This is a genomic window from Vibrio sp. Vb2131 (assembly GCF_033338535.1).
GTDB lineage: Bacteria > Pseudomonadota > Gammaproteobacteria > Enterobacterales > Vibrionaceae > Vibrio > Vibrio alginolyticus.
Genome location: NZ_JAWOSW010000015.1, coordinates 1 through 25752, shown reverse-complemented (window position 1 = coordinate 25752; position 25752 = coordinate 1). Strand labels below are relative to the sequence as shown.

Genomic DNA, 25752 nt, shown 5'->3' with positions numbered 1-25752 from the left:
ACACTGCGCCTAAAGTACGTAAACAAACACAAACAGACATAACCAAACCACATCCACGAAATGCCAATACCAACTGCCCGCTTGAAAGGCAAAATGGTTCTTTGGCGAAAAGTGATCTTTAGCGATTCTGAACAGCAGCACGATCAAGAAGATAGTCCCAAGACAAACGTGTAAACCGTGGAACCCCGTCAACATGAAGAACGTGTTACCGTAAATACCGGACTGCAACGTGAGCCCTATGTCTTGATAAGCATGAACATACTCAACCGCTTGGTAATATAGGAAAAAGCCAGCAAGTACGATGGTTATCTCTAACCAAACAATCAGTGCCGTTCTTTTGTCTTGTTCAAGGCTTATATGCGCCATATGTAGCGTAATAGACGACAATAGCAGCAAGATAGTGTTGGTAAGGGGTATGCCCTGCCACGGCATAGCTTGTGTTGTTTCTCCTCCCGGCGTCAGTGTGAGTGGCCACATCGCTTCGAAGGTTGGCCACAGGACTTCGTTAGTCATGAAGTTATTATCTGCCCCACCTAACCAAGGCACAGAAATCATTCTGGCGTAGAACAAGGCACCAAAAAAGGCACCAAAAAACATCACTTCAGAAAAGATAAACCAGCTCATTCCTTGGCGAAAAGAACGAGTAATTTGCGAGCTGTATTTTCCACTCAGTGATTCAGTAATCACATTACTAAACCAACCAGCCAACATGTAAAGCAAGAACAAGAAGCCCACCGCTAGCACAATGCCACCAATGGTTCCCACTGCACCGTCACTTTGTGTCCCCTGGACGGTCATGCCCGCGCCAACAGCAACCAAAAACAGAGCAAATGCACCGATGATCGGCCAGCTACTTTGAGCGGGAACATAATATGTTCCTGGCTTGTTACTCATAATTTCTCTCCTTACTGACCAACCTTGGTCTGTCTCTCTCTCCCTGAGTGGCTAAGAGCCTGTAGGAGGGGGAAGTTTATAGAGTGTGTAAGACAGCGTTAACGTGTGTATAGACTCCGGCAAGTCCGGTTCGATATAAAAAATCAACGGCATTTGAGCTTGCTGTTTACCATCCAGAGGCTGCTGGTTAAAGCAAAAACACTCAATCTTATTGAAGTAAGCAGCTCCAGTCCCGGGAGAAACAGAAGGAACGGCTTGCCCCACCAACTTCTGCCCACTTTCATTAAATGCAAGGTATTCAGTTCGCACAACTTCACCTGGGTGAACATCCATCGAAATCACTTTGGGTCTAAACTCCCAAGGCATATCTGGGCTTACATGCGCCATAAACTCCACGCGAATAGTTCGGCTCATGTCCGGCTGCATACCTGTCGGTTGAATGGCGGCCACTTCACTTGTCTTTCCATTGATTCCCAATGCGTCGCACATCACGTCATAAAGTGGGACCAGTGCATAGCCGAAGCCAAACATTAACAGGGTCGCCAAAAGCAACTTCACTGTGAGCTTCTTGTTTGATGGATTCGGTTTCATGTCACTCACCCCACTCTTTGCTAGTCAATCTTAGGCGGTGTAGTAAACGTATGATGCGGCGCAGGGCTTGGCACTGTCCACTCTAAGCCTTCCGCACGTTCCCACGGTTTTGCAGAAGCCTTTTCCCCGCCACGAATACACTTGATCACCAACCATAAGAAGATCAGTTGTGACAACCCGAATGCAAACCCACCAATTGATACTATTTGATTAACATCAGCAAACTGAATGGCGTAATCCGGTATGCGTCTTGGCATGCCCGCTAAGCCTAGGAAGTGCATTGGGAAAAACAGGACATTGACGGAAATAATTGAGCACCAGAAATGCCATAAACTCAGCTTGTGGTCGTACATATTGCCCGTCCACTTAGGTAGCCAGTAGTATGCCGCTGCCATGATCGAGAATACCGCACCAGATACCAACACATAATGGAAATGGGCAACTACGAAGTAAGTGTCATGATATTGGAAGTCCGCCGGCACAATCGCCAACATTAGTCCCGAGAAGCCACCAATGGTAAAAAGCACAATAAAGGCAATGGCAAACAACATTGGCGTTTCAAATGTCAGAGCTCCACGCCACATGGTGGCAACCCAGTTAAAGACTTTCACCCCCGTTGGTACCGCAATCAGCATAGTGCAATACATAAAGAAGAGCTCAGCAAAAACTGGCATCCCCGTGGTAAACATGTGGTGCGCCCACACAAGGAAAGATAACAATGCAATGCTGCACGTCGCGTAAACCATCGAATGATAACCAAACAGCTTCTTACCACTGAAAGCTGGCAGAATGGCGGAGATGATTCCAAACGACGGTAAAATCATGATGTACACTTCTGGGTGACCAAAGAACCAAAAGATGTGTTGGAACATTACCGGGTCACCACCACCAGCTGCGTCAAAAAAGCTAGTCCCGAAATATTTGTCAGTAAGAACCATGGTCACCGCACCCGCTAATACCGGCATAACCGCGATCAACAAGAAAGCGGTAATTAACCAAGTCCAAACAAACATTGGTAACTTGAACCAAGTCATTCCCGGAGCTCGCATATTTACGATCGTCACGATAACGTTGATCGCGCCCATAATGGAGCTGATACCCATGATATGAACAGAGAATACAAACAGCGCAGTGCTATCCGGGCCATAAGTCGTGGACAGCGGAGCATAAAACGTCCAACCAAAATCAGGACCGCCGCCAGGTAAAAACAACGAGCTCAACAAGATGAGAAATGCAAAAGGTAAGATCCAAAAGCTCAAGTTGTTCATGCGTGGTAGCGCCATATCTGGAGCGCCGATCATCATCGGGATCATCCAGTTAGCAAGACCCGTAAATGCTGGCATCACCGCACCAAATACCATTACTAAACCGTGTACCGTGGTCATTTGATTAAAAAACTGCGGATCGACTAGCTGTAGCCCTGGCTGGAACAGTTCGGCACGAATGATCATAGCCATCGCACCACCTGTTAGAAACATCGCAAAGCTAAACCAAAGGTAGAGGGTGCCTATGTCTTTATGGCTTGTAGAATACAACCAACGAGTGATGCCCTGGGGTGCATGATGCTCGTAACCATCATCAATCGCAATGGTACTGTTCGCACTGGCTTCTGCTGGCGCAGACTTCACTGCCTTATCTATTGGCTTACTCATATTTCCTCCTTAGCACTGCCTTGTGCCTTAAAGGCATTCACATCGGATGCTTGCACTGTATCGCCAGTATCGTTGCCCCATGCATTTCGTTGATATGTGATAACCGCGCCAATTTCTTTGTCACTTAACTGATTAGAAAAAGCCTGCATTGCGGTGCCAGGGCGACCGTTGACAATAATATCTATGTGCTCTGTAACATCTCCGGTTGCAATAGGACTGCCTTTAATCGCGGGAAATGCACCCGGAATCCCCTCACCATTTGCCTGATGACACACAGCGCAACGCGCCGTGTATATCGATTCGCCTTGCGACATCAATTCGCCCATAGATAAGTCTTGAGAGAGCGCTTCTTGTGCCGCCGCTTTTTGAAGTGCGAGTTCTTGCTTCTTACTCGCTAGCCATTCATCGAACTTTTCTTCTTCCATCGCATGCACCACCACTGGCATAAATCCGTGTGCACGACCACATAGCTCCGCACATTGGCCGCGATATACGCCTGGCTCATCAATTCTTGTCCATGCTTCATTAATAAAACCTGGAATGGTGTCTTTCTTGACGGCAAAGTCCGGTACCCACCAAGAGTGAATGACATCATCAGAAGTCATCAAAAAACGCACTTTGCGATTCACAGGCAACACCAAAGGGTTGTCTACTTCCAGTAAGTAATGTGCGCCTTTAGCTTCGATTCCATCAATTTGTTTTTGGCTGGTGGCAAGCAAACTAAAAAACTCAACATCTTCGCCAAAATAGCTGTAATGCCATTTCCATTGCGAGCCTGTGATCTTGACCGTGATATCCGATTGGCTTGTATCTTCCATTGCTACTAGAGTTTTTGTTGCGGGAATAGCCATAGCGACAAGAATGATGATGGGTATGACCGTCCAAATAATTTCCACTTTTGTACTTTCATGGAAATGTGCGGCAACTGCTCCTTTTGACTTGCGATGACGGAAGATGGAATAGAACATCACACCAAAAACAATCAAAGCAATTACACAGCAGATATAGAAAATCAGCATATGTAATTCATACACTTGCCCACTTATCTCTGTGACCCCTTTTGTCATGTTGTAGTCATTTTCCTTTGACCAACCAAAAGAGGAAAATGTGATTAAAATCACATTCAGTGATAAGGCTAGAGTAGTCGTTAATCTTTTCAAAAGATCTCTCCTCTGCTCAGCCGCTACGCCTACGCGAGCTTCCTTGCGTCCCGATGCAAATATCGAACAACTTTACGAAAAATCACAAAAACTACGATTTCGACACGGTTTGTTATATTTATGTTAAAAGGCTAGTTATAGTTCCAAGGTTCTTCAAGAAATTAAATATGATTAAATTTTGTTCGGATAAGAAAAATTAATTCGGTTTATCGATTGCCCTCTTTGAAATGTAATTGAGAACCATTTACATTGATTTAAAAGAAAACATTGAGATACTTACCAAACGAAGTGTCCAAGAAAGTAGGCTCCCCCTACTAAGGAATGACTGATATGACAGCACTAATTACGCAATGGCTAGAACGAGACCCTGATCCTAAGACTCGTGAAGAGCTACAACACCTCGTCGATACGAACAATGAACAAGAACTTACTGATCGCTTTGGCTCACGCCTTGCCTTTGGTACTGCAGGCTTACGTGGCAAAGTGGGCGCAGGTCCAAACCGAATGAACCGCTTGGTGATTCAAGAGACCGCCACTGGTTTAGGGAACTATTTGCTTGAGCAAGTCAAAGATGCCGCGAGTCGTGGTGTCGTTATTGGCTACGACGGTCGTCCCGATTCAAAACAATTCGCGCATGATACCGCCTCCGTACTGACGGCCCTTGGTATCAAGGTTTACCTAACGTATGACGTTGCAGCAACCCCAATTGTTGCGTTTGGTGTCCGTACATTGAATGCTGCGGCCGCTGTTGTTGTTACTGCCAGCCACAATCCACCAGAATACAATGGCTTTAAAGTATATTGGGAAAATGGCGCACAGATTATTCCTCCGCACGACTCTGGAATCGCAGCGAAAATTGATGACGCAACAACGAAGCCATTACCTTTAATGTCTCTCGATGATGCAAAACAGCACGGTTTGTTAGTTTGGTTGGAAGACGACTACTACCAAACTTACCGTAAGACAATGAATGAAAACGCGCTGCTTACTCCTGACAACAATACCGATATATCTATTGCTTACACCGCAATGCATGGCGTTGGCGCGAATATGGCGGAAACGCTACTTGCCGACGCAGGCTTCCAAAAAGTGGCAAGTGTTAAGGAACAGCGCGAACCTGATGGAAGCTTCCCAACCGTCAACTTCCCAAACCCTGAAGAAGCCGGTGCAATGGATATGGTGATGGCATTAGGTAATTCCGTAGATGCCGATATCGCTTGCGCGAACGATCCAGATGCGGACCGTTTTGCCGTGGCAGTTAAACGCCCAGATGGCGAGTATCAAATGCTAACAGGTGATCAGGTGGGCTCACTGTTTGGCGATTACTTGCTGGAACAGCAACCTAACGCTTTGGTTGGCAACACCATCGTATCCTCAAGAATGCTGAGCAGCATCGCTAAGGCGCATGGCGCACAATACTATCAAACATTAACTGGCTTTAAATGGCTTACTAACGTTGCCATGGAACAAGAGACAGAAACCAACCCATTCTTGTTTGCTTATGAGGAAGCGCTCGGTTATACCGTGGGTAACAAGGTGTGGGATAAAGATGGTTTATCTGCAATCGTCGCGTTTTCACAGCTAACAGGCAAGCTTAAAGCGCAAGGCAAAACACTGTGGGATAAACTGGAAGAGCTGTACCGCGAGCACGGTTTCTACTTCAACGCACAACGCAGCATCGCTCTCGACCCGAACTCTCCACCAATCGGCGACAAACTCCGAGCCAATCCACCAACAGAGATTGCTGGTAAAAAAGTTGCAGTAACCGAAGATCTTAAAACATCGGTTCGCATGTTTGACGACGGCTCTGAAGAATCCATTGACTTACCAGCAAGTGACGTATTGATTTATCACCTAGAAGATCAATCTCGCGTGATTGTTCGTCCTTCTGGTACTGAGCCAAAACTAAAATGTTACTACGAAGTCATCAACCTCTTCCCTGCGGATATGAGCTATGAACAAGCACAGCAAGCAGCAGAAGCGAAGATGAACGAACTTATCGACGCGCACCAGCAAAGTTTGTAAGTCAAAGAGAAACATAGATATTTGATACAACAAGAGGCGCAAATTCGCGCCTCTTTTTTTGATTTTGACTAGAACAAGTCAAGCTAACCCGTGCTTTTCCCTAGCCTACAATTTCCTTTTGTAGAAAGTACTTCTGGATGCCTTCTGCAGGATAGCCTGAGTACTGCCCCACTTTCTCAAAACCTAATTTGAGATAGAACTCAAGAGCTTGAAAGCTGTAGGTATCCAAATAAACATGGGTAACCCCATGAGGCTTTACTTTTTGTTCTAGCATCGACATTAATTGGCTACCGAGACCAGAGGTTCGACTTTCAGCGTCTACCCACAAAAACTCAACAAACACCGTATTTTTAAACATTTCGCCAGTCAAGCCACCCATGATCTTGCCATTCTCATCTTTTGCGAAACAGCCTACAGCATGCACTTCCCCTTCAGGTAAATACAGTCGGTTATAAGATCGAATACCTTCACGAACAAAATCAAGGTCTGTTTGATCTGGATTTAAACAAAATTCAAGCTTCATATACCCTCTCCTTAGGAAACACCAATATCCTAAAACAAAAAGCCAGCAATTGCTGGCTTTCTGATGGAATATGATAACTTTACAAGGCGAAACTACTCAGCATCCACAACGCCAGAATAACAAACACTAACCCCATTAGTTTATGTTGATACGTGCGGAATTTTTCGTTCTCGAGCAGCCCTTTGCCCAATGTGCCTGCTAACCCAACAAGTAATAAATTGAATGACAAGCCAAGAACGTTCAACAATAACCCTAGCGCTAGCATCTGCTCACCAGAAGATGCCGTGATATTGCTTGAGACAAACTGCGGCAAAAACATCACAAAAAAGACCAAGGCTTTAGGGTTGAGCAAATTACTCATCAAAGCACGTTGATAATAAGTTGATGCCATTTTATTTTGACCATCAAGCTCTGGAGCCGAAGATGCCTCAGCTCGTAAGCAGTCCCAACCCATTTTTAACAAGTAAGCGCCACCTAGTAGATGAAGGACTTTAAGGGCTATTGGGCTCATGGCAATCAGGGTAGATACGCCCATTGCAGCAAGCAAAGTAAGAATAACACCAGACGTCGCATTGCCTAAGCTAGCAAAAAGACCGACCTTCTTACCGTAACTCATACTTGAGCTCGCTATCAGCAACATATCGGGCCCTGGTAACAGCAACAAAGCCACTACTGCGGTGAGATAAACAGGAAGTACAGATAAATCAATCATGATGGAACCGCTTTTCTACAACAAGGCGGCGAATGTTATACCAACAAAATGACATCATCCAGCCCAAAATAGCCAAGATAATTCAAAAAATAAAAATCATAGTTTGCCCATATGAGAAATAGCAATCAATTCGCCTGTTTATCAAAATCGAATAGCAATTTTGTACAAAAATAAGCACGATGGATCCGTTACACTTCTAAAATGATTTTCTTGAGCAGACCGGATAAAGATGAAAGAAAAGAATAAGGAAATCGCTACCTTCAAGATAGCTCAAGAGCTCGGAGGTTTAGAGCTTCTCGATGCAAAGTATGAGAAGCAGAATTTTTCACGCCATAGCCACGAAGGTTACACTATTGGTGTCATCGAAAAAGGTGCACAACAATTTTTTAGGACGGGCGGGAATCATATCGCGCCACAGGATAGCATCATCCTTGTTAATGCAGATGAAGTACACAACGGGCATTCAGCCTCGGAAGGCGGCTGGGAATACAAAGCAATGTACCCCGTGCCTCAGCAGTTTCAAACTTTAGGACAAGAGCTTGGTTCACCAAATGTAGCTCTGCCCTATTTCCCTCAACCTGTGGTTTACGATCCTGAGCTGGCTAGTCAGTTACGATTGGTATTTGAAACACTAGAAAAATCAGACAACCGTTTATTGAGAGAAACTTTGGTTTACGGCACGTTGGTCAAGCTAGCCAGTAAACACAGTACTCATCGGGCACCACTGAAAGAATCAACCAGAGCTCAGCGACAAGTGCAGCTAGTCAGAGAATTTTTGGAAGACTTTCCACAAACGGACGTCTCACTAGAAGAACTAGCCAAACTGTCTGGATTAAGCCCTTTTCATCTGCTGAGAGAGTTTCAAAAGCAATTTGGCTTTCCGCCTCATGCCTATCAAATTCAGCAACGTTTACGTATGGCGAAGAAGCTACTAAAAATGGGACAAAAAATTTCAGACGTGGCACAAGAATGCGGCTTCCATGATCAAAGCCATCTGCATCGACACTTTAAAAAAGCCATGGGCGTCACTCCCGGCCAATACGTCCGTCACAGCTAAAGCAGCAATATTGTACAAGGCGTTATGCGACTACCGAGCTATCTTGGTAATCTGATTTAGGAATAAATAAGAAGAAACTATGGACCACACTTTGCCGTTACAAAAAGAATCAAAAGCCACGCTATTTTGGCAAGGTACACTTGCGATGATGCCTTTGAGTATCGCAGTGCTCCCCTGGGGCTTACTCGCAGGCTCATTTGCAATTGATACTGGGCTTCACCCTTTGGAAGGACAAGCACTATCCGCCATTTTGTTCGCAGGTTCTGCACAGCTCGTCGCGATGGGAATGATTAAAACGGGAGCAGGTCTAGTGACCATGTTACTGACAACGTTTTTTATCACCTCTCGACACTTCCTCTACAGTGTATCGATGCGCAGTAAAATTGCACCGCTTCCTCTAAAATGGCGATTATCACTCGGCTTCTTACTTACTGACGAGCTGTTTGCGATTGTAGGCCACCATTCCGATAAACAATTTAATCGCTGGTATGCACTTGGGGCTGGTCTGAGTTTTTACCTGTTTTGGAATGTCGCGACATTGACGGGCATTATTGCGGGAAGTCTAATCCCTGAACTGAACGAAATGGGTTTGGAATTTGCTGTAGCCGCAACTTTTATCGCGATAGTAGTACCCACCATTAAAAATGCAGCGGTGCTCGCGAGTGTTATTGTGGCTTTGGTGAGCTCAGTTGCCCTAACCTATTATCAAATTGAGGGAAGTTTGATGATTTCAAGCATTTTAGCCATGCTTACTGGTTACTTTGTGGAACAAGTAAAGGAGAAACGCTAATGATCATGTTGGCTATTTTGCTGATGACGGTACTTGTTTTCACCAGCCGCTACTTGTTTTTAGAACCCAAGCTACCATTGCGATTAGGGACGCGCACTCAAAAAGTACTCAATTACGCTAGCCCCGCAGTACTGACTGCGATCTGGGCACCTATCGTTTTCATTCCCGATGGGGAGCTCAGCGTCAATGTGCAAAACCCATTTTTACTGGCTGCCGTACTGGCTGCTTTAATCGCGTATTTTACTAAAAATGTACTTTTAACGACGGTTATCAGTATGGTGGTATTTCTCGTTCTGCGAATTTGGCTTTAATCCGCCAACCATTCAATCTCCAACAAGGTGACATCGCCACACTTTAATCGACCAAGGAAGATGTCACCTTCATGTACCTCACCAACGCCCTTTGGTGTACCAGTCATCACTACATCGCCATCTTGAAGTGTTGTGTAACTGGTTAATTCATCCAGGATAGTTAGCGGCGGATAGAGCATTTGGTTAACGTGACCTTTTTGTACACGAACACAGTTAATTAAGAGCTCAAGGTTAAGATCATTGATATCAATGTTATCCAAAGAGACAAACCGACTAAACACAGCAGAGCCATCAAATGCCTTAGCACGCTCCCACGGCAACCCCTGATTTTTAAGCGAGGATTGCAAACCACGCTTGGTCAGATCCAATCCCAAACCAACCGCTGAATAACGTCCATCCTTGATCAAAAAGCAGATTTCAGCCTCATAATGAAGGGGCTCTTGATGGAATGAACGCAGAGTTGTTGATACGGAAGTTGCGGGTTTATTAAATACCACCATTTGCTCAGGCATTACATTATTAAGCTCATGAATATGTTCAACGTAATTTCGTCCAACACAAAGCACTTTACCCACTTCTACTTTCTTTTCTTCAACTTGAATAACACTCATCATTCTTCCCTGCAAAACAAAAATCCCATCATAATCTAACCTATTGACTTAACGACACTAAATAGCAACCTCTAGTGTAAAAAATAAGACATTCACCCCGTTTTGAGTTTTGTATCATCTAATTGAAACAGCAAAGTATTTGTAAAACAAATAGACAAAAAAGCCAGCACGATGCTGGCTTTAGATCAATGAGCTGAATAATAGTTCTCGCTAAATCCTATTATAGGTAGTAACGAGCACCTAACGCCCATTTGTCATCAGTTTCACGACCATTGTCGTCATTTAGGTCAAACTGGTAACCCGCGTAACCAACAAATTTAGGCGTGAAGTTGTATTCTGCTTGTAGTGCCATTTCTTCACGAGCAGTTTCTGTTTTAGAGCTCTTAAACTCTTTACCTTCCACCATCTCATAGTTAACACTCAAGTTTAGGCTGTTTGCTAGAGCGTATGCGATGATCGCCTCGTACGCATCACTTTCTTCTAAACGGTCGCCTTTTGCACTGAAGTTCATGTTTTCGTTTGAACCATAAACCGCAGCAAGGAATAGGCCTTGGCCGTACGCACCGTAAGATGCTGATACAACGTGTGATTCCGCCGTGTGCTTACCTGCATATGCAGGGTGCTGGAAATCGCCGCCATTGTAAGAGTAACCGATTTTAGCGCCCATGACTGAGTAAGAAAGCGCAGCTTGCACACGGTCATCGTATTTAGCACCGCCAGTTATAACTCCAGCATCGTTGCGCGTGTAATCATCGTTTGCACCCTGCCAACCAAGACCAAAGTTGATCACACCCGCTTCACCCAGCTCGATGGCATTACGGTAAGAAAGCATTTTATCCGCACGGCCAGTGCCAAGGTTTCCATGATCGTCATAGATGAAGTCGTTGGCAAACGCGATTGGCATATCTGCAATACCTGCGACATCGTAGTAAGGTGACCATTGCGTACCACCTACTGCACGACCATAAACCTCATGCGTTATACCTAAGTAACCTAGACGAGTTTTAAACGACTCTTCACCACCGTCTAAGTAGTTTAGCGCCCATTCACCACGTGCGTCTGCGGTGAAGCCATTACCCAAATCCTGTGTCGCAGAGATATTGATACGAGGAGAGTTAGTACCCACATCCGTGTCACCTTGCTCTGATCCATTTAAATTAACAGAAACGTGGCCGCCCATCGAAAATGTTGTGCCATCGTTATTATATAGTTCCACTGCAACTGCTTGAGTACCGAAGGTTGCTGCCGCGATTGCCGCTGCTAATAATTTTTTATTCATTTCTAAATCCATTACTTATTAGTTGGTTAGTCAGTTTTAGACCCGGCTTTGGTTCACTTTCGTAAAAACGAAATGATGAACAAAGAGAGGAATACAAAGGCTATCCGAGGCATCGTTTCCACCAGATTAGTTTTACCTTTGTGTAACAACTGCCGACACTTTATTTGATTAGTTCCTGACAACCGAGTGAAAAGATCTCAGACAAAACCTAAAAAGCAATCGTTTACTTAGCCTTCAAAAAATCGAGAAATAAAAACCTTACAATAAGAAATGCTTTAGAGAGAGTTAGCTCACAAATAGCTGATGATTCGCTATTTTTAGGCCAAACTTCCCTGCCAAATTGAAATGTTTACTTACATTTAGGGTCAAGAAACAATTCAGGAACTTTTTGAAAAAAACACAGTCTTTAACGGAGAGGAAAAAACCTCAAAAAAGATAAACCTTTCTTTTTATAAGTGGTATGAGAAGGGGCACTTATTCTCGCCAGCAATAAAAGTGCAATCAAATCATAACTTAACAGAAATCTATCTTTCATTTTCAGCCTTTACCTTAGCGTCATCAACACATCGGGCAAGAAAGCCCATCGATTACAACTAGGGTAATAAGAAAATGAAAAAGGCAGCACTAACTACTGCAATTCTTACAGCATTGGTATCAGCACCATCATTCGCAGCAACTGTATACAAAAACGACGGTACTGAATTAAAAGTTGGCGGCCGCGTTGAGTTTCGTGGTGACTTCATCGGTTCAGACGGTGCTGAAGTTGAAGGTTCCATGGAAGATAAAAGCCGTGCTCGTCTTAACCTAAAAGGTAAAACAGACATCGGCAACGGCCTTTCTGCTTTCGGTGTTTACGAAGCCGAACAAAAAACGGGCAAGAGTGAATTCAAAAACCGCTACATGTATGCAGGCGTCGACTCTGATATCGGTGCTTTCTCTGTAGGTCGTCAAGACATGGCTGCAGTCATCATCTCTGACATGACGGATATCACTGAATTCTCTGGTGTTCAGCAAGTTATTGATTCGTCTTCTGATAAGCAAGACAGCGTTTTCGCATACCGTGGTGCGTTTGATGCACTACAACTTCAAGCAACCTACCAAGCAAACTCTAGCGATAACGAAGATAAATACGGCATCTCTGGAATGTACTCACTACCAATGGGCCTCGACTTTGGTCTTGCATACTCTGGTGGCGATGTAGATAAAGATAACTCTGAAGATCAAATTCTAGGTGGTATCGCTTACTCGATGGACAACCTTTACCTAGCAGGTACTTATTCTCAAGGTTCCCTGACTGACTCTGAAGACTTTACGGCTTACGAGCTAGTCGCAAGCTACAAAGTAGCAAGCAAAGTGACACTTGCAGCTCTATACACAACTCAAGAGAATGATCCAGACAACGGTTCAAAGTACGACACTGTTGAAGGTATCGAGCTTGTTGGTTACTACAAACTAAACAGCAACTTCCGTACTTACCTCTCTTACTACATCAACCAACTTGATGAAGCAAAAGATGCAACAACAGGTCTAGTAACAGAAGGCGAAGATACACTGCGCCTAGGCGTACGTTACGATTTCTAATTCACTCTTGTCCTAAGAGCGAGTCCACTTGGCCAGCACCTTTGCTGGCCATTTTTTATTTAACCCAACACAACTCGATAAGTTTTCACACTATCCAAGCATCGCTCAGCAATGAAAAACGAGCGTAACGACGCCTACTTCTGCCCTCTTTTAATGCGATTGATCACTAAGTTAGTGCATTTCATCTAATCGACAACATAGAAAAACCAAAAAACCATTTAAAATCAAATATATAAAAGTTGGCACGTGTTCTGCAATATTATTTATGCAAATGCATGGCAGCGTTTGTGCTTCTCGTTCTTTGTACCTGTTATAACAGGCACGTCCTTTGAATTGGTAATGTCGCCTCCCTCTGGGAGGCATTTTTTTATTGGCGCGAAAAACAATAGGACGTATGATCCCGCCACCTCTATCAAACTGGAATTTTTCAATTGAATCATCATCCTGTTCAAGGTGCGTCCTGGATGCTAACAGCTGGCTTGGCATTCGCCATAGTGAACAGCTTCGCCCAAATTGCTAGCATCAACTTTGGTGTCTCTTCCACCACATTTGCGTTATTCCAATATGCAATCGCCTTATTTGTTATTCTGCCCTACCTACGTACACTTGGGATTAGACGTTCTTTAAGAACCCAACACTTTGGCTGGCATGCATTCCGCATTTTTCTCTCTGTTATCGGGATTCAACTTTGGTTATGGGCTCTCGCTTACCCAGTTCCAATTTGGCAAGGCATTGCACTTCTCATGACCTCTCCGTTATTTGCCACAGTTGGTTCTGGCTTGTTACTCAAAGAGAAAGTAGGTACTGCACGCTGGCTCGCTACATTGACGGGGTTTGTTGGTGCCATGATCATTCTTGAGCCTTGGGCAGACTCATTTACATGGGCGACCCTGCTACCTGTTGGCGCCGCATTTTTCTGGGCAGCGTATTCATTAATGGTTAAAAAAATGTCGGTAAACGATCCGCCATCAACCATGGTTGTCTATTTATTGCTGCTGATAACACCATTTAATATCTTGTTAGCGATACCGACGTTTACTATGCCAGATACGTGGACGATATGGGGTGTGCTTTTAGCCGCAGGTGCACTTACAGCACTCGCTCAATGGGCTATCGTTAAAGCATATGCAGTAGCAGACGCCTCATTTGTGCAACCATTTGATCACGCCAAACTGCCTTTGAATGTTGTTGCTGGTTGGTTGGTGTTTGGTTGGGTGCCACCTGGTCGTTTATGGTTAGGTGCTGCGATTATTATTGCATCTATTGCGTTTATTACGCATTGGGAAGCGAAAAAGACAAAGTTAGTTGAAAGAAAAATCTAATTTAAAAGTTCTATATTTTCAGGAAAGGAAATGAGGAACCCATATGAGTCAATCAATCAAAATTACACTGTATCGCTGGGCTGGTAGTTGGGGCCCATTCAAAGTCAATATTCCTTGTGGTGAATGTACATTAACCAAAGATATTTTAAAGGATACTTTTGAAAACGAATTAGCCGATGTGCCCGTTGAACTCGAAGTAAAAGATTGGTTATCTCACTGGTGGGAACCATTAAAAGCGGGGGCTTGGCATGCACCCATTCTTCTTGTCGAAGGGAAAGTTATCAGTCAAGGAGAAGCATTGAATCGGGGTGTGCTTGTACAGTCTGTTATTGCTGAGTGGGTAAAACGCGATGAGCTAAAAGGCAACATTGTTTATGGTAAAGCAACTTGCCCTTACTGTGTCAAAGCCAAACAATTACTTGACGAGGCTGGCGTTCAGTATGAGTACCATGATGTAGTTAAAGACAGCGCCGCCTTATACCGCATGATTCCTGAAGTAAAAGCCATCATTGGCGAAAAAACACCGGTAACAGTGCCGCAAATTTGGTTAGATGGAAAATATATTGGAGGCGCTGACGATTTAGACAAGTGGTTATCAGCAAAGGGGCTAGATAAAGTGCCTAACAATGTTGTGGAGATACCAAGCCAATCCGCGTAATTCTAGATTTAAATGTCATCAGTCTTTGAGTAGCGTTTGCCAATGTTGTGCAATATGTTGGCTACTTACTAACAACAAAACAGAGAAAAGCAAAAAGCCCTGATTTTTCAATCAGGGCTTTTTAAATTATTTCGCCAGTTTTTTAATAACACGAGCAAAAACAGAAGCTTTTTTCTTCTTCGCTTTACCGTAAAGCGCTTTGTGCATCGCGTCTTTTGCAATCATCTGGCCAATATAAGCACCACCAAGTTCGTTACCCATGACCTTCTCCTGAATGTATTGACTTAACTATGTTGTAATTTTACACCACAACTAGATAAAAACAAGACTCCAGTCACATTTATTTTGTAATTAACTTTCAGTTTGGTTTTCGTGGATTTCTTGAAATGAGCGTCTATCGCTTAGGTTGTTGGTATGTTTTACCCGCTGCGACGTACGTATCTTTCTGTTTGATTTCAAAGAATGTTTCAAAGAACCACGCTGCAAACTTGATCAAGTGATCGCCTTCATTCATGACGTGCTCTACGTATTCTTGCTCTTCTCCGGACTCATCTTCTTGAGTGGTAATATGGTAAATACGTTTCTCACCATCAACTTCTGCAAGGCCAAACTGACCCGTTAGGGATTGCGCCGCTTGTGCAACTTCTTCTTCCTCACACGCCTTCAAGATTTCAAGTGCCTTTGGCATGCTTTCTTGCTGAGTAATTTCTTTTACCAGTGTTTCAAATTCGTTTTGTTGCATTCTTTCACCTAACGATTAGAGATCGGATAGCCATTGGGCAGAAATGTATTCCAAGCTTGAGAGAAGTATCAAGGTTCGCCCTCTTCCTTTCAAACCAAGTCATTCAGTATACACAACAGGCCAGACTTAATTTAGCTGCGCATTTTAGAAAGCCGACCTTCTGGTTGCAAGTATATTCAGATGGAAGTTTCTGCTTGAACCGTCCCTTCTGGCACTTTACGAAATTGGCTTAGTACAAGAACAAAGCAAGAAAGTAACGCAATAAACAAATAAAACACCCCAAGCTGCTGCTGATTCGTAACCCATGAGTCTACTAAGTACCCACCAAACAAACCTGCTAAACACATTTGAATAGAACCAGATAGCGCAGAAACCGCGCCTGCCTGTTGCTTATGTGGTGAAAGTAGCAAACTGATCGATACCGGGAATGACATTCCTTGAGCAAAACTTAAACACGTGAATGCCGTCAGCAATGAAAATACACTGAAGGGGGTAACCAACAACATGAAGCCAGCAATAGCAACAATCGTGAAACTCATCAGCAAGATTTGCTGAGCTTTGTAACGAGCATTGATCAAATTCAGCACTAAGCTACCCGTCAGCAAACCAACTGATGGTATGATCATCAAAGAGCCGTAATCTGCCGCCGTTAATCCTAACTCTTGTTGCATTAAAAATGGATACAAGGAGAGCGTAACCAGAGCCGATAAATAACTAAGCCAGTTGTAGCTCGCACTACCAATCACTTGTGTATTCGTTAACAGACGCAAATAGTTCGCGCTTACTTCGCCTACTTTAAATTTTCTCTTCGGATAAGGCAGCGTTTCTGGCAGCACCAATAAACCAAGTGTAAAAATTGCCATTAAGTAAATCAGCACAAACACGAAGACAGCATGCCAACTCAGGTGAAAAGCAATCCAGCCACCAAACAGCGGAGCAATAATTGGCATCACTGAAGCAGTGACTGAAATATAAGATAGCGCTTTGGTTAATTGCATACCGTCATAACTATCACGCAGTACTGACCGACCAAGTACCGAAGCGCTGCCCGCTCCTAGGCCTTGCAGTAACCGTCCCGCTTCAAGGGCAACAATGTTGTCCGAAAACACGATGCAAATAACCGTACCAACTAGATATACACTTTGCCCCAGAATAAACACTGGCCGACGACCAATCGCATCAGACAATGGGCCGTAAAAAAGCTGAGAGATACCGAAGCCAACGAGAAATAGCGTGACGAGATTCTGAATCGAATGTTGCGGTAAATTCAAGTCATGACCAATCAATGGCAAAGAAGGAAGATAAATACTAACGCCAACTTGGCCTGTGGCAATGATCATCATCGCTAATAACAATGGTGTTTTACGCAAACGTTCCTCCTACTTTGTGACAGATTGATGGCAAACAGTGTATATTTGATACTCAAAGATGATAATCAGCTAAGTTGGAAAGGAATTAATTCCCAAGGAGATACAATGGACTGGATTCAAAGCGTGAAGAGTTATATTCGTGTGGTCGAAGAAGGTAGCTTTAATGCCGCAGCGCGGAAACTCAATACCACCAGCTCAGCTATCAGTAAGCGAGTTCAATGGCTAGAAGATAAAATTGGCGTTCAACTACTCAAACGTACGACCCGCTCAATTAGCCAAACTGAAGCTGGTGCGCTGTTTTATCAACGAGCAAAAAGTCAGCTTGATTCATGGCAATCGGTATTAGATGAAACTCGCTCAGTCAACCAATCACCAGCGGGACTATTAAAAATTGGGGCAACGCTGGCCGTTGGTTCCAAGTTTCTAGTTCATTATCTTGATGATTTTCTTGATAAATATCCAGACATCACACTTCAATTAACAACAACGCTACCAGGCCAATTGCCAGAGCTAAGCTTAGACCTGTTTATTAGCCGGGAATTAGAGCAACTGAACTCTCTAAGTTTCAAAGCTACTGCACTTTTCGAACATAAAGCCCAGTTTTACGCCGCGCCTAGTTACCTAAAGAAATATGGCACACCACAATGCGTTGAGGATCTGACAGAGCATAATGTCCTGATTTGGGGAGAAAAACCCTCACGAGAAATCAAAACAAATCGAGGCAAACGTATCAGCTTGTCCGGTAACTTTGCCACGACCAACCCAGAAGCGCTGTTTCATGGCGCCAAAAGAGGCATGGGTATTTTGATGACGAACAACGTCATGATCAAAGATGATCTCAAATCCGGCGCGTTAGTCCCTATCCTGCCCGATATCACAGCGGATAAAGCCACTGTATATGCCTACTATCCAAAGCTGGATTATCAGCATACCCGAACTAAGCTATTCCTCGATTATCTCAAATCACGATTGGAAGAGGAGAAGCGCGCCTAGCTTAGCGTTTTTATCGTTATAGCTTTAAAAGGTTCAAGCATAAAAACATGAAAATAATGATTTGTTCGTTCACAAAATTTGAAAAATCTGCCTTAGTAACCGATAGTTTATTTGATGCATATCAAATAATAATTCGTCGTGTCTTACACGATATGTTAATAACAACGCTAGGTGAAATGCTCAATGGGTCAGGTACAAATCAGTTTCCACAAAATTGATGAGATATTGAAGCTAAACGGCACGACTCAGCTAAACCGAGTCACGCTAGATATTCATCAACACTTGCAGAGCCATTGCACTTGCGTTGTAGAAGTTGCGCATCTTCAGCATTCGGCTCATACCATTTCCTTCGCCAGCAATGGAAAAATTACAGACAACCTAAGCTACCACCTTTCAGGCACCCCCTGTGAAAAAGTGGCGAAAGACATTGGCGAACATATTTTCTATCAAGACCAGGTATACAAGCGTTTTCCTGAAGATCAGATGTTTCAAGAAGATGGCATTCAAGCTTACATTGGCCTGCCATTGAAGACACAAAATGGCGAAGTTCTGGGAATTTTACTGTCTACCTTTACCCGAAGCATCCACGCGAAAGAAGCGCAAGATATCCTCGACTTCCACCGATTTTATGCCAATGTCATTATTCATAGCTTACGTGAAAAGTGGGTCAGTGAACGTTCAGATAAGCTTCTTAATCAGCTTAGCTATGAGGTATCGCATGATAACCTAACTGGACTGCTCAACCGTAGCTGTTTAGCTGATACCTTGGAGACATTAACGCAGCAGGCGACTCGCCCATTCAGTTTGGCGTATCTTGATATCGATAATTTCAAATCGATCAATGATATCAACGGAAACTATATCGGCGACCAAATCATTAAGTTCACAGCTAACGCCATTCAACAGAGCTTGTCGTCGCCAAACAATGCGTTCCGTGTTGCAGGAGATGAATTCGCCTTCATCACGTACGACGAAGATCCTGTCGCCGTGTGTCAGGAAGTACTCGACAAAATTGAAAGCGGCTACAGCGACAAATCTAACCGGATTTCTTTCACCGTTAGTATTGGTATTGCACGTGCCCCAGTACATATGTTGAACAGCGATGAGCTGATTTTGAATGCCAGTCTCGCTCTCAAAGATTGTAAAAAACACCGCGATACACGGATTCAGCATTACGACACACACCTTAGTGCGTTATACCACCGTAGGACGCAGCTTATTGAGGCAATGCGAATCCAACTAAGTACTGATATACAAGACAGCGATGAGTTGTATGTAGTGGTTCAACCGATCGTCGATATCACGAGCGACCGCTGGAATTACTTTGAAATTTTGACTCGTTGGAATAGCAATATCTATGGAAATATCTCTCCAGCGGAGTTCATTGAAGCTGCCGAACAATCAGGCCTGATTATCGAGTTAGGTGAACGGATTATTGAACTCGCGTGTATCGCAAAGCAAGAACTCGAAGCGAACCTAGGCTATAAAGTCAAACTCTCCATCAATTGCTCAGCGTATGAGTTGGTTGATTCCAACCGTTATATTAATCACTTAACCAACATGGTTGAAAAGTATCAGCACGAAGCAAAAGACTTTGTTATAGAGCTCACCGAGACCGTCTTACTCTCACAAAGTGGCCGTGAACAGATGGTACTTAACTCGTTGCGATACTTGGGTTTTAAAGTCGCACTGGATGATTTTGGTACGGGATACTCAAGCTTGAACTATATACACAATTATCCGATTGATAGCATCAAAATCGATGCTACCTTTGTGCAGAACATGCTCTCAAATACAACCTCTGAACAAGTAGTGTTTTTGATAGCGCAATTGGCAGAGCTGCTCGATGTGGATTTGATTGCCGAAGGCGTAGAAGACGATAGAGCACTACAAAAGTTAATTGAAATGGGCTGCCACTACATCCAAGGTTATTTTTACTCTCGTCCACACAGTGTTGAAGAAATCGTACACCTGATAAATGAACGTGAAGTGCGGAGTGCCTAACGTACTGAACAGACTGCTGTCATAGAATTCAAATCTAGTTAATGCACAAAGTAAAAGAGACCAAGCTATGCTTAGTCTCTTTTTGTTTTTTGAGCGAAGTACTTTATTACAGCACTGCTTTCTCTTTATCGCGTAATAGTCTATCCATTTCATCTCTGTTCGCGACAAAAGTAGCCATCTCTTTCTTAGGAACAGAACTCGCCATTGGGATATTTGCTCGCATAGCGTTAACTGGACGGCCGTATTCAATCAACTCATAGTGAAGGTGTGGCCCAGTCACTCGACCTGTTTTACCAGAAAGACCGATACGCTGGCCTCGAGAAACCTTTTGCCCTTTCTTCACCAAAATCTTACTTAGGTGTAAGTAACGGGTTTTGTATTTGCTGCCGTGCTCAACAACCACGTAGTTACCCGCATAGGGGTGTTTACGAGTCATGATCACTGTACCATCACCAGTAGAAACGACTGGTGTACCGGTTGGTACAGCAAAGTCAGTGCCGTTGTGCGGCGCAACACGCCCCGTTACTGGATGTAAACGATTAGGGTTGAAGCCAGAACTGATACGCCAACGACTACTTACAGGGTAACGCTGGAATGCGCGCTGTAAGCTTTCACCTTTGGCATTGTAGAATTGACCATCAGTATGAAGGTAAGCGGTGATCTCGCGGCCGCGATTATAAATCTTAATCGCCTCAATTTCGTTCTTACCTGTTGGTACACCATTGATGCTTTGTGAGCGACGAACAACTTCAAATCGATCACCTGCACGAAGATCACGTCCAAAGTTAAGTTGTTCTTTGAGTAAGCTTACGACTTGACTCACTTCCGCCGACGTTAAACCTAAACGACTCGCAGAAGAAGAAAAACTGCCTTGAATAACGCCAACTAAAGGTTCTTGGCTCCACACGCCAGGAATGGAAATATCAGTAAAGTCATAGCTACCATCACTATTCAGCTTGTAGACCACCTTATCTGCAATAGAAAATTGCAGTTCCATTTTCGCTAACTCGCCTGTCGCATCATCACGCCAGAAACGGAGCGTATTGCCCGGCTTAAGTGTATCAAGTGCCAAGTAGTTCAAATCCGTTTCCATTACTTTCATTAACGAGCTGTAACCGAAACCGAGCTGACTAAAAATAGTGCTTAGGTTGTCACCTGCTTGGATTTGATATTCGAAGTTCGGGGGAGTGACAACTTCGGCAGTTGTCGCATCAAGAATTTTTTCAACGACCTGAGATTCAGGTAGGTTCAATGCGATGGTTTTGGTTAAAGATGACTCTTTGAGAGAGTGAGAAACACCAATCGCAACTAAAACTGGCAAGGAGTATAACAGCAGCGCTCTACGACTTGTCAGATTCGGCAACCGTCTTGTAATTTCATTTGTAGACACGGGAATTACTATCTCCTTTCAAACAAGGCTCATAGCTTATGCATTCCCGAATAAGAAATCACTAGGAAATTTCGAGATCTAGCGCAGAAAATACTGAATTTTTACAGAACTCAAAAAAAATTCATCACTGTTGCATATGTAAGTTATTCCCTACACGCTGTAATGTGGATGAATTGAATTGATTTGGCGTGTCTGCCATTGCTTGATCGTCACCGTGCGCTAAATATGAAAGCGTGATAGTTGTATCACTTTTCCATTCGAGCTGAGTAAATTTCACGCGGTCACCAACAAAAATACTGTCTAAAAGGACAACTCGGCTCGGCACGGGGTCAAACTTGAACAAGCCAACATAGTTAAACGAACCGCTACCTTGTGTCGTTACAATCATCGGTGCAACAACCCATGAAACACCTTCAATCTCACGCTGACTAATCGACGCAGTTGGAACAAGTACCTGACCTTTTGTCGCACCTGCATCATAGTCACCTATCAAATAGCCGTTTTCTTTATCCCACTCATCAAGAAAAGTGACCGCACTTTGCTCGGGTACTTGGATCGTCCAAGGGTTACGTGCAGTGATGCCAAGCGTCTCTTGCACAATAACGTTAGTTTCTACTTCTGTTTGAGGAAACTTAGCCATGATCTCGTCATCAGACAAACTAAAACGATAAACACCTGCGATCACAACCACAACTAATAAAACGATTGGAATAAGTAGAATAAGTGGTATCGGCAGGATTTTTTTGTAAGTCATGAAGGCTTCCTTGTTTCAAGGTATAAACGAAAAGCGAGTATACCATTGTATACCCAAATGATTTCACCTCTTCAAGTGTTTCAAAATTAAACTAAACTGATTGTATCCAAATAGTTTCAAGTCCAGAGCTAATAACGAGCCAGTGACACAAGCTCTGTGCTCTAGGTCTATCGGTGTGTTGGGACAAATAGGTAATCACGATGACAAAAACCATTCATACATGCGAGTGCGCCTGCGGTTTAGTTGAGATCCGTTGTAAGGGAGAGCCCACCCACACGTCTGTCCGTCATTGCTTCGAATGCCAAAAACGAACTGGCAGTGTTTTTGGGGTACAAGCTCGCTTTGAAAAAGAGCACGTCACTTTAAACGGTGAAGTCACTAGCTATACCCGAATTGGCGATGATGGCAGTGAGGTTCAGTATGACTTTTGTCCATCCTGCGGCACGGCAATGAGGTTGTTCGTTTCTGCATACCCAGAAATCATGATCATTCCCGTCGGTCTATTTACCGATAAAGAGTTCCACCAACCTACCGTTTCAGTCTATGAACAAATGAAACACGGGTGGGTGAGTTTCGAATGCACAACGGAACACATCTGCTAGCGAGCAATCCTCGTTCACGTATTTACTTTGGCTCGGACAAACGACCTATAAGTGAGATTTTTTTGAGAATGATCAATCGAGTTTTACTGTAAAGGGTTTCGTAACTCGGTGTGAGCGTTATAATCGGCTCCTAATATTTGGTTGGGGTTTATTGTGATTTCCAGACTTCCTCGTTGGGTGGAATATGGCGCGTTTCTACTAGCTCTTCTCGCGGGCTGCGTCAACGCCGTTGGTCTTCTCGGCTTTCAACACCAAGCGATAACTCATCTTTCGGGAACCGTAACTCAGCTAGGGAACAGCTTGCTAACAGGTGTGGATAGCTCCATTCACCTGCTCTTCATCGTATTTAGCTTTTTGATTGGCGCTGCCTTTAGCGGCTTTTTTATTGAAAGCAGTGCGTTAAAACTAGGGCGAAGATATGGTGTTGCACTGTGCATAGAAGGGAGCTTGCTCTTACTCAGCTTGGGCTTTTTGGTGCAAGGGGATTTGTACGGCCAATATCTAGCATCAGCAGCATGTGGATTACAAAACGCAATGATCACCACGTTTAGCGGCGCAGTAGTCAGAACCACACATATGACCGGAATCATCACCGATCTAGGGATTATGATTGGAGAGAGCTTGAGAGGTCGTCAATTTGACCGACGTAAAGCAAAATTATTCCTATTCATTTTCTTTGGCTTTTTGTTTGGCGGCGTCGCGGGAGCGGCTCTATTTACGGTATATGGTTTATATACGCTGGTTTTCCCAGCAATATTGGCTTTTTCTACAGCTCTGATTTACTGGAGTTACCTATACATACTTAGCCGTCAACAAAAAGCATAAAATTTCGATCCGATTGAAGCGACATGCTTCAATCGGATTTGGCTCAATAGGTTCACACTGCAACGGTACAAGAAACGCTGAACGGTATTTTGACACCACTAAAAACCTTAGAATAGATAAGGCTAACTGAATTTCTGGCAAAGAAGTTAGTTAGATCAAAATCACATTTGTTTACCATTTTATTATTCCAGTCACAATGCGCCCCATAATTCACTGCGCAATTCGCCCCTCGTGCTACAATTTTCTAACACAAGCAACATATTCGCATACACTTAGACGTTATTTGACCAATTACCCGACAAATCGGCTGAATAACTAGATGTATTTAATGAATAGTATTGCAATGGATGCAGTTTGCGGGTACCCTCCGCAAAACTGTGATTAAATACGGATGTTTAGTGAATATTTATGTCATGGAAATGGCAAGTATTGACTAGTAGTAACACGAGACAACTATGCATAACACCACTAATGCTACTGAAGCTCCTAAGGGCAACTTTTGGATGTTTTTCATCCCTTCCCTAATTGGTCTTCTACTCTTTATGGCTCCGATCTCTTACGATGGTGGCCTAACCATTCCCGTTGCCGTGATGGCAAAAGTCATCCCAGCGGTGTTAGGCGATACCTTGATTGCTATCGTCACCAGTATCATCGCTTTCATGGCCGTTGCTTCTGTTCTTTGCAAAATTTTTAAGCCAGCTGCAATTTTACGTAATGGTTTTTTAAACGGTCTCTTCAACCCATCTCCACTTTGGCTCGTTGTTCGTTTAATCGGCGGCGCTGCCGTGTTAATGACGTTTTTCCAAGTGGGTCCAAAAGCAATTTGGGAAGAAAACACTGGCGGGCTTGTTCTTACTGGTCTCCTACCTACTCTGTTTGCCGTTTTCATTTTCGCGGGTTTACTGCTTCCGCTTCTTTTGAACTTCGGTCTTCTGGAGCTATTTGGTGCGTTACTCAGTAAAATAATGCGTCCGGTATTCAACCTACCTGGCCGCAGTGCAATTGACTGTATGGCATCTTGGTTAGGCGACGGAAGTGTTGGTATCTTGCTAACCAGCAAGCAATACGAAAATAAGTTCTATACTCAGCGTGAAGCGGCTGTTGTCGGGACCACTTTCTCAGCAGTATCGATCACGTTTAGCTTAGTTGTTATCGCTCAGGTAAAACTAGAGCACTTATTTTTGCCTTTCTACGGCGCTATCTGTCTAGCTGGTATCGTAGCTGCGATTATCATTCCTCGCCTGCCTCCGCTTAGTCTGAAGAAAGATCGCTACATTGACGGCAGCAACCCAGATAAAGACGCAGATACAGTGCCAGAAGGCCACACCACATTCTCTTGGGGTATGGATCTAGCTCTTAAGCGTGCTGGTCAAGTCACATCGGTTCAGTCTGTATTTAAAGAAGGCGTACACAACGCAGTCGACATGGTATTTGGCGTACTACCTGTAGTTATGGGTCTTGGTACCGTCGCATTGGTGATTGCAGAATACACGCCTGTATTTGCAATTCTGGGTCAACCGTTTATCCCATACCTAGAGCTACTGCAAGTCCCTGAAGCTGTTGCAGCATCACAGACAATAGTTGTTGGCTTTGCAGATATGTTTATTCCAGCAATTTTAGCGGCCTCAATCGATAACGAAATGACACGTTTTGTTATTGCAGCAATGTCAGTAACTCAGCTTATCTACATGTCGGAAGTAGGTGCCCTACTGTTAGGCAGCAAAATTCCAGTAAACATTGTAGAGCTCTTCGTAATTTTCATTTTACGTACGTTAATCACGTTACCTGTGATTGCTGGCGTTGCTCATCTTATTTTCTAAAATCGAGACGTTGACCCGTCCTGATATGGGTTGACACTTTTTAACTAAAACGCTCGATGTACTTCATCGGGCGTTTTGTATTTTAA

General features: G+C 43.8%; 25 protein-coding genes. 12 read left to right on the top strand and 13 right to left on the bottom strand.

What is annotated here, in order from left to right; all coding sequences use genetic code 11:
* Positions 1 to 9: 9 nt before the first annotated feature.
* From R7E38_RS16015 to coxB, 4 genes are read right to left on the bottom strand one after another with little or no spacing between them, the layout of a single operon-like run.
* Positions 10 to 894 carry a cytochrome c oxidase subunit 3 gene (locus R7E38_RS16015; RefSeq protein ID WP_005385214.1) on the bottom strand — a complete coding sequence of 295 codons (885 nt, stop codon included), beginning with the start codon at positions 892 to 894 and terminating at the stop codon, positions 10 to 12.
* A gap of 51 nt (positions 895 to 945) precedes the next feature.
* Positions 946 to 1485, bottom strand: a complete 540-nt coding sequence (locus tag R7E38_RS16010; protein ID WP_158173150.1) for a cytochrome c oxidase assembly protein — start codon at positions 1483 to 1485, stop codon at positions 946 to 948.
* A gap of 20 nt (positions 1486 to 1505) precedes the next feature.
* Entirely contained in the window at positions 1506 to 3137 is a 1632-nt protein-coding gene (gene ctaD, locus R7E38_RS16005; protein ID WP_226084043.1) for a cytochrome c oxidase subunit I, read from the bottom strand.
* Positions 3134 to 4297, bottom strand: coding sequence for a cytochrome c oxidase subunit II (coxB, locus tag R7E38_RS16000; RefSeq protein ID WP_136976477.1), 1164 nt, complete (start codon positions 4295 to 4297; stop codon positions 3134 to 3136). Before coxB ends, ctaD begins: the two co-directional genes overlap by 4 nt.
* Positions 4298 to 4627: 330 nt before the next feature.
* Here coxB and R7E38_RS15995 point away from each other — a divergent pair, with 330 nt between their 5' ends.
* The gene (locus R7E38_RS15995; protein ID WP_226084042.1) at positions 4628 to 6322 is read left to right on the top strand and encodes a phospho-sugar mutase; all 1695 of its coding nucleotides are present in this window, start codon (positions 4628 to 4630) and stop codon (positions 6320 to 6322) included.
* 100 nt (positions 6323 to 6422) lie between these two features.
* Here R7E38_RS15995 and R7E38_RS15990 read toward each other — a convergent pair whose 3' ends face one another.
* The gene (locus R7E38_RS15990; RefSeq protein ID WP_005385204.1) at positions 6423 to 6845 is read right to left on the bottom strand and encodes a GNAT family N-acetyltransferase; all 423 of its coding nucleotides are present in this window, start codon (positions 6843 to 6845) and stop codon (positions 6423 to 6425) included.
* A gap of 79 nt (positions 6846 to 6924) precedes the next feature.
* Positions 6925 to 7557, bottom strand: coding sequence for a LysE family translocator (locus R7E38_RS15985; RefSeq protein WP_005375522.1), 633 nt, complete (start codon positions 7555 to 7557; stop codon positions 6925 to 6927).
* 229 nt (positions 7558 to 7786) lie between these two features.
* Here R7E38_RS15985 and R7E38_RS15980 point away from each other — a divergent pair, with 229 nt between their 5' ends.
* The 3 genes from R7E38_RS15980 (at position 7787) to R7E38_RS15970 (ending at position 9715) form a co-directional block, all read left to right on the top strand.
* On the top strand, positions 7787 to 8614 hold the full coding sequence (locus R7E38_RS15980; protein WP_213893319.1) for an AraC family transcriptional regulator: 828 nt from the start codon (positions 7787 to 7789) through the stop codon (positions 8612 to 8614).
* A 79-nt stretch (positions 8615 to 8693) separates the two neighbouring features.
* Positions 8694 to 9404, top strand: a complete 711-nt coding sequence (locus tag R7E38_RS15975) for an AzlC family ABC transporter permease (RefSeq protein WP_005375526.1) — start codon at positions 8694 to 8696, stop codon at positions 9402 to 9404.
* Positions 9404 to 9715 (top strand): AzlD domain-containing protein, encoded by a 312-nt coding sequence (locus R7E38_RS15970; RefSeq protein WP_005385193.1) that lies wholly within the window; start codon positions 9404 to 9406, stop codon positions 9713 to 9715. The genes R7E38_RS15975 and R7E38_RS15970 overlap by 1 nt, the downstream gene beginning before the upstream one ends.
* Here R7E38_RS15970 and R7E38_RS15965 read toward each other — a convergent pair.
* Together R7E38_RS15965 and R7E38_RS15960 are read right to left on the bottom strand one after the other, a co-directional pair.
* On the bottom strand, positions 9712 to 10326 hold the full coding sequence (locus R7E38_RS15965; protein ID WP_213893613.1) for a fumarylacetoacetate hydrolase family protein: 615 nt from the start codon (positions 10324 to 10326) through the stop codon (positions 9712 to 9714). The two genes, R7E38_RS15970 and R7E38_RS15965, sit on opposite strands and share 4 nt — an antisense overlap.
* Before the next feature lie 220 nt (positions 10327 to 10546).
* Positions 10547 to 11605, bottom strand: coding sequence for a porin (locus R7E38_RS15960; RefSeq protein WP_086047288.1), 1059 nt, complete (start codon positions 11603 to 11605; stop codon positions 10547 to 10549).
* A gap of 609 nt (positions 11606 to 12214) precedes the next feature.
* Here R7E38_RS15960 and R7E38_RS15955 point away from each other — a divergent pair.
* From R7E38_RS15955 to R7E38_RS15945, 3 genes are all read left to right on the top strand, one after another.
* Positions 12215 to 13186 (top strand): porin, encoded by a 972-nt coding sequence (locus R7E38_RS15955; RefSeq protein WP_086047287.1) that lies wholly within the window; start codon positions 12215 to 12217, stop codon positions 13184 to 13186.
* 464 nt (positions 13187 to 13650) lie between these two features.
* Complete coding sequence (locus tag R7E38_RS15950) at positions 13651 to 14508, top strand: DMT family transporter (protein ID WP_005375542.1); 858 nt, start codon at positions 13651 to 13653, stop codon at positions 14506 to 14508.
* 43 nt (positions 14509 to 14551) lie between these two features.
* Positions 14552 to 15166 carry a glutaredoxin gene (locus R7E38_RS15945; RefSeq protein WP_226084041.1) on the top strand — a complete coding sequence of 205 codons (615 nt, stop codon included), beginning with the start codon at positions 14552 to 14554 and terminating at the stop codon, positions 15164 to 15166.
* 126 nt (positions 15167 to 15292) lie between these two features.
* On the opposite strand, the gene R7E38_RS15940 is transcribed toward R7E38_RS15945, so the two are convergent.
* From R7E38_RS15940 to R7E38_RS15930, 3 genes are all read right to left on the bottom strand, one after another.
* Entirely contained in the window at positions 15293 to 15427 is a 135-nt protein-coding gene (locus tag R7E38_RS15940; RefSeq protein ID WP_017635854.1) for a hypothetical protein, read from the bottom strand.
* Positions 15428 to 15560: 133 nt separating this feature from the next.
* Positions 15561 to 15908, bottom strand: coding sequence for a hypothetical protein (locus R7E38_RS15935; protein WP_005375501.1), 348 nt, complete (start codon positions 15906 to 15908; stop codon positions 15561 to 15563).
* Between the two features lie 176 nt (positions 15909 to 16084).
* On the bottom strand, positions 16085 to 17278 hold the full coding sequence (locus tag R7E38_RS15930) for a multidrug effflux MFS transporter (protein ID WP_226084040.1): 1194 nt from the start codon (positions 17276 to 17278) through the stop codon (positions 16085 to 16087).
* A 105-nt stretch (positions 17279 to 17383) separates the two neighbouring features.
* Here R7E38_RS15930 and R7E38_RS15925 point away from each other — a divergent pair, with 105 nt between their 5' ends.
* A complete protein-coding gene (locus R7E38_RS15925) occupies positions 17384 to 18271 on the top strand; it encodes a LysR family transcriptional regulator (protein ID WP_025768470.1) in 888 nt (295 codons plus the stop codon).
* 183 nt (positions 18272 to 18454) lie between these two features.
* Positions 18455 to 20275 (top strand): putative bifunctional diguanylate cyclase/phosphodiesterase, encoded by a 1821-nt coding sequence (locus R7E38_RS15920; protein WP_318081861.1) that lies wholly within the window; start codon positions 18455 to 18457, stop codon positions 20273 to 20275.
* A 106-nt stretch (positions 20276 to 20381) separates the two neighbouring features.
* Here R7E38_RS15920 and R7E38_RS15915 read toward each other — a convergent pair whose 3' ends face one another.
* Together R7E38_RS15915 and R7E38_RS15910 are read right to left on the bottom strand one after the other, a co-directional pair.
* Positions 20382 to 21665, bottom strand: coding sequence for a peptidoglycan DD-metalloendopeptidase family protein (locus tag R7E38_RS15915; protein ID WP_025768471.1), 1284 nt, complete (start codon positions 21663 to 21665; stop codon positions 20382 to 20384).
* A 124-nt stretch (positions 21666 to 21789) separates the two neighbouring features.
* Complete coding sequence (locus R7E38_RS15910; protein ID WP_085569299.1) at positions 21790 to 22419, bottom strand: hypothetical protein; 630 nt, start codon at positions 22417 to 22419, stop codon at positions 21790 to 21792.
* A 200-nt stretch (positions 22420 to 22619) separates the two neighbouring features.
* Here R7E38_RS15910 and R7E38_RS15905 point away from each other — a divergent pair, with 200 nt between their 5' ends.
* The 3 genes from R7E38_RS15905 (at position 22620) to R7E38_RS15895 (ending at position 25666) form a co-directional block, all read left to right on the top strand.
* Positions 22620 to 23021, top strand: coding sequence for a GFA family protein (locus R7E38_RS15905; RefSeq protein WP_226084038.1), 402 nt, complete (start codon positions 22620 to 22622; stop codon positions 23019 to 23021).
* Between the two features lie 153 nt (positions 23022 to 23174).
* Positions 23175 to 23846: a YoaK family protein gene (locus tag R7E38_RS15900; RefSeq protein ID WP_005375484.1), complete on the top strand. Its 672-nt coding sequence runs from the start codon at positions 23175 to 23177 to the stop codon at positions 23844 to 23846.
* A 455-nt stretch (positions 23847 to 24301) separates the two neighbouring features.
* Positions 24302 to 25666 (top strand): YjiH family protein, encoded by a 1365-nt coding sequence (locus tag R7E38_RS15895; protein WP_136976482.1) that lies wholly within the window; start codon positions 24302 to 24304, stop codon positions 25664 to 25666.
* The last annotated feature ends 86 nt before the right edge of the window (positions 25667 to 25752 follow it).

Excerpts from the sequence above, each read along its gene's own strand:
- R7E38_RS16015 (WP_005385214.1), bottom strand. The coding sequence starts at position 894 with ATGAGTAACAAGCCAGGAACATATTATGTTCCCGCTCAAAGTAGCTGG.
- R7E38_RS16010 (WP_158173150.1), bottom strand. The coding sequence starts at position 1,485 with ATGAAACCGAATCCATCAAACAAGAAGCTCACAGTGAAGTTGCTTTTG.
- ctaD (WP_226084043.1), bottom strand. The coding sequence starts at position 3,137 with ATGAGTAAGCCAATAGATAAGGCAGTGAAGTCTGCGCCAGCAGAAGCC.
- R7E38_RS15995 (WP_226084042.1), top strand. The coding sequence starts at position 4,628 with ATGACAGCACTAATTACGCAATGGCTAGAACGAGACCCTGATCCTAAG.
- R7E38_RS15990 (WP_005385204.1), bottom strand. The coding sequence starts at position 6,845 with ATGAAGCTTGAATTTTGTTTAAATCCAGATCAAACAGACCTTGATTTT.
- R7E38_RS15985 (WP_005375522.1), bottom strand. The coding sequence starts at position 7,557 with ATGATTGATTTATCTGTACTTCCTGTTTATCTCACCGCAGTAGTGGCT.
- R7E38_RS15980 (WP_213893319.1), top strand. The coding sequence starts at position 7,787 with ATGAAAGAAAAGAATAAGGAAATCGCTACCTTCAAGATAGCTCAAGAG.
- R7E38_RS15975 (WP_005375526.1), top strand. The coding sequence starts at position 8,694 with ATGGACCACACTTTGCCGTTACAAAAAGAATCAAAAGCCACGCTATTT.
- R7E38_RS15970 (WP_005385193.1), top strand. The coding sequence starts at position 9,404 with ATGATCATGTTGGCTATTTTGCTGATGACGGTACTTGTTTTCACCAGC.
- R7E38_RS15965 (WP_213893613.1), bottom strand. The coding sequence starts at position 10,326 with ATGAGTGTTATTCAAGTTGAAGAAAAGAAAGTAGAAGTGGGTAAAGTG.
- R7E38_RS15960 (WP_086047288.1), bottom strand. The coding sequence starts at position 11,605 with ATGAATAAAAAATTATTAGCAGCGGCAATCGCGGCAGCAACCTTCGGT.
- R7E38_RS15955 (WP_086047287.1), top strand. The coding sequence starts at position 12,215 with ATGAAAAAGGCAGCACTAACTACTGCAATTCTTACAGCATTGGTATCA.
- R7E38_RS15950 (WP_005375542.1), top strand. The coding sequence starts at position 13,651 with ATGCTAACAGCTGGCTTGGCATTCGCCATAGTGAACAGCTTCGCCCAA.
- R7E38_RS15945 (WP_226084041.1), top strand. The coding sequence starts at position 14,552 with ATGAGTCAATCAATCAAAATTACACTGTATCGCTGGGCTGGTAGTTGG.
- R7E38_RS15940 (WP_017635854.1), bottom strand. The coding sequence starts at position 15,427 with ATGGGTAACGAACTTGGTGGTGCTTATATTGGCCAGATGATTGCAAAA.
- R7E38_RS15935 (WP_005375501.1), bottom strand. The coding sequence starts at position 15,908 with ATGCAACAAAACGAATTTGAAACACTGGTAAAAGAAATTACTCAGCAA.
- R7E38_RS15925 (WP_025768470.1), top strand. The coding sequence starts at position 17,384 with ATGGACTGGATTCAAAGCGTGAAGAGTTATATTCGTGTGGTCGAAGAA.
- R7E38_RS15920 (WP_318081861.1), top strand. The coding sequence starts at position 18,455 with ATGGGTCAGGTACAAATCAGTTTCCACAAAATTGATGAGATATTGAAG.
- R7E38_RS15910 (WP_085569299.1), bottom strand. The coding sequence starts at position 22,419 with ATGACTTACAAAAAAATCCTGCCGATACCACTTATTCTACTTATTCCA.
- R7E38_RS15905 (WP_226084038.1), top strand. The coding sequence starts at position 22,620 with ATGACAAAAACCATTCATACATGCGAGTGCGCCTGCGGTTTAGTTGAG.
- R7E38_RS15895 (WP_136976482.1), top strand. The coding sequence starts at position 24,302 with ATGCATAACACCACTAATGCTACTGAAGCTCCTAAGGGCAACTTTTGG.